The organism is Lamprobacter sp. (assembly GCF_034860625.1).
GTDB lineage: Bacteria > Pseudomonadota > Gammaproteobacteria > Chromatiales > Chromatiaceae > Lamprobacter.
On the sequence record NZ_JAYESN010000302.1, the window covers coordinates 1 to 3,154 of the forward strand.

A 3,154-nucleotide genomic window follows, 5' to 3' on the forward strand; every position below is an offset into this window, starting at 1 on the left:
AGCGCCAGCACGCCCTGGATCTCATGCGCCTTGATCATCGCCCGCAGCACATCGCCAAGCGTCACCGGCACCGAGCCACGCGAGCCGTTCTGTCGTGCACGAAAATCGGCCAGCGCCAGGATCGCGCCCAGATTATCCGAGGGGTGCCCCCACTCGGCCGCCAACCAGGTGTCGTTGTAGTCGAGCCAGCGCACCATGGCACCGATGTTCCAGGCCGCGCGCACCGGATCAAGCTCATAGGGGGTGCCTGGCACGCGGGAGCCGCCCGGCACCTGGGCACCGGGCACCAGCGGCCCGAGCAGTTTGGTGCAGGCCGGATAGTTCAGCGCCAAGAGCGCACAGCCGATGCTATCCATCCAGTCGTAGCGGGCGGTCTCCATCGCCTCGCGGCTCTGGCGGACATCGTAGCCCAGCACATAATCGGTGATCTGCTGGATCACCTCGTCGTAATCGGGACGCGAGGCGTCCAAGGTGGCGGCTTTGCTCATCAGGAACGCTCCTCAATCGATACCCAAGGCCGATTTTCAGGGCCAGTATAGTTCGCCGACGGACGGATGATCTTGCCATCCTCACGCTGCTCAATCACATGCGCACCCCAGCCGGTGACGCGGGAGATCACGAACAGCGGTGTGAACATCGCCGTCGGCACGCCCATCTGGTGATAAGACACCGCTGAGAACCAGTCGAGGTTCGGGAACATCTTTTTCAGCTCCCACATCACCGATTCCAACCGGTCGGCAACGGCGAACATGCGCGTATCGCCCGCCTCCTCGGAGAGCGCCTTGGCCACCCGCTTGATCACCTGATTGCGTGGATCAGCGACCGTGTAGACCGGATGACCAAAACCGATCACGATCTCCTTACGCCCGACCCGCTCGCGGATGTCGGCCTCGGCTTCATCAGCACTGTGATACCGGCTCTGGGTGCGGAAGGCCTCTTCGTTAGCCCCGCCGTGCTTGGGACCACGCAGCGCGCCGATCGCAGCCGTAATGGCCGAGTACAGGTCCGAATTGGTGCCGGCAACCACGCGCGCGGCGAAGGTCGAGGCGTTGAACTCGTGCTCGGCATAGAGCACCAGCGAGGTGTGCATCGCCCGCACCCAAGAGGCCTTGGGCGTCTCACCATGCAGCAGATGCAGGAAATGCCCGCCGATCGAGTCATCGTCGGTCTCGACCTCGATGCGCCGGCCATTGACCGCGAAGTGATACCAGTACAGCAGCGCCGAGCCGAAGCTGGCCATCAGCCGGTCGATGATCTCGCGCGCCTCGGCGGTTGGGTGCGTGTCGCGTTCCGGTAGGCAACTGCCCATCACCGAGCAAGCGGTGCGCATCACATCCATTGGATGCGCGGAGGCCGGGATCGCCTCCAGCGCCTGTTTCACCGCCTGCGGCAGACCACGCATGGAGCGCAGCTTGGTCTTGTAGGCGGTCAGCTCGGCGGCCGTCGGCAATGCGCCGTGGATCAATAGATAGGCGATCTCCTCGAACTCGGCCTGCTCGGCGAAATCAAGGATGTCGTAGCCGCGATAATGCAGATCGTTGCCGGTGCGCCCGACGGTGCAGATGGCGGTATTGCCGGCAGCGGTGCCGGACAGGGCGACCGATTTCTTTGGCTTGGGCAAACCGCTGTTGCTAGCGTTATTCTCATTCATAGCCCTACTCCGCTGCGAAGAGTTGATCGAGCTTCTGCTCGTAGGCGTGATAGCCGAGGTAATCATAGAGGTCGGCGCGGGTCTGCATCAGCTCCATCACCGACGCTTGCGTGCCTTCATGGCGCAGGGCCTCATAGACCTTGAGCGCGGCGGCATTGGCGGCGCGGAAGGCGCTCAGCGGATAGAGCGCGATGCTAACGCCAACACTCGCCAGTTCATCAACGGTGAACAGTGGGGTCGAGCCGAACTCGGTGATATTGGCCAGCACCGGCACGCCAACCGCATCGATAAAGGCACGATACTGCGCGAGTTCGGTCACCGCCTCCGGGAAGATTGCGTCAGCGCCGGCCTCAACGCAGGCTCGGGCACGCTCGATCGCCGCCTCCAGCCCCTCGACCGCGAGGGAATCGGTGCGTGCCATGATCACGAAGTCATCATCCAGGCGAGCATCGACCGCAGCCTTGATCCGATCGACCATCTCCTGCTGCGGCACGATGGCCTTGTTCGGTCGATGGCCACAGCGCTTCTGTTGTACCTGGTCTTCCAGATGTACCGCCGCCGCGCCGGCCTTGTTCATGCTGCGCACGGCGCGGGCGATGTTGAAGGCGCCGCCCCAGCCGGTATCAATGTCCACCAATACCGGCAGCTCGGTGACATCGGTGATGCGGCGCAGGTCGATCAGCACATCGTCCATGGTGGTGATGCCGAGATCCGGAATCCCGCAGGAGCCGGCCGCAACGCCGCCGCCGGAGATATACAGCGAGCGGAAGCCAGTGGCCTCGGCGAGCCGGGCATGGTAGGCGTTGATCGCGCCCGCGCATTGCAATGGCCGCTCTTCGGCCATCGCGGCGCGGAAACGGGCGCCGGGATTGGTGGCGATGGTCATGATTGATTCCCTCAGTGGTCGTTGTGGCTTGTTGTCAGGCGCGCTATGCAGCACGACGCCTTTTGATTGTTGCGACTCGCACTCTGATGGCGTTGGCCGACAGTCGGAGCAAGCTGCTCGCAAGATGCTGGCCTGGTCGACTCGCTCGCACAACCATCAGCGCGGGCTTCCTATACCGCATCGGATACTGATTGCATGGCGGTCTGAATGCATGGCGGTCTGAGTGCATGGCGGCTTGAATCCATGAGCGCATCTCTTTGTCAGCGCGTAGCTTCGCATCCGATTTGGCTCAGGCCAGCGCCTGCTCGAGATTGCGCCGCGATGAACGCACATGCTGGCGCATCACCAGCTCGGCCATCTCCGGGTCGCGCGAGCGCAGGGCGCTGAGCAGATATTGATGCTCCTCGAACGCCTGCCGACAGCGCTGGCTGCGCATGCCAAACTGCACACGGTACATCCTGAGCAGGTGATAGAGATCCTCGCACAGCAGCGCGATCAGCTGCCGGTTCTTGCTGCCCTGGACGATCCGGAAATGAAAATCCAGATCGCCCTGTTTCTGGAAATAGGCCTGCCCCTGCTCCTGTTCGATCTGCTGTCCATGCTGCTCGAGCAGCGCG

The 3,154-nt window shown here is 63.1% G+C and carries 4 protein-coding genes; all 4 read right to left on the reverse strand.

Features of this window, described 5'->3' with window-relative positions:
• On the reverse strand, positions 1–488 hold a 488-nt coding region (locus tag VBE63_RS26560), incomplete at its 3' end, for an MmgE/PrpD family protein (protein WP_323686007.1).
• A complete protein-coding gene (gene prpC / locus VBE63_RS26565; protein ID WP_323686008.1) occupies positions 488–1,651 on the reverse strand; it encodes a 2-methylcitrate synthase in 1,164 nt (387 codons plus the stop codon). The genes prpC and VBE63_RS26560, both read right to left, overlap by 1 nt.
• A gap of 4 nt (positions 1,652–1,655) precedes the next feature.
• On the reverse strand, positions 1,656–2,537 hold the full coding sequence (gene prpB / locus VBE63_RS26570; protein ID WP_323686009.1) for a methylisocitrate lyase: 882 nt from the start codon (positions 2,535–2,537) through the stop codon (positions 1,656–1,658).
• Positions 2,538–2,826: 289 nt separating this feature from the next.
• A partial coding sequence (locus tag VBE63_RS26575; protein WP_323686010.1) for an FCD domain-containing protein occupies positions 2,827–3,154 on the reverse strand: 328 nt, incomplete at its 5' end.

Excerpts from the sequence above, each read along its gene's own strand:
- prpC (WP_323686008.1), bottom strand. The coding sequence starts at position 1,651 with ATGAATGAGAATAACGCTAGCAACAGCGGTTTGCCCAAGCCAAAGAAA.
- prpB (WP_323686009.1), bottom strand. The coding sequence starts at position 2,537 with ATGACCATCGCCACCAATCCCGGCGCCCGTTTCCGCGCCGCGATGGCC.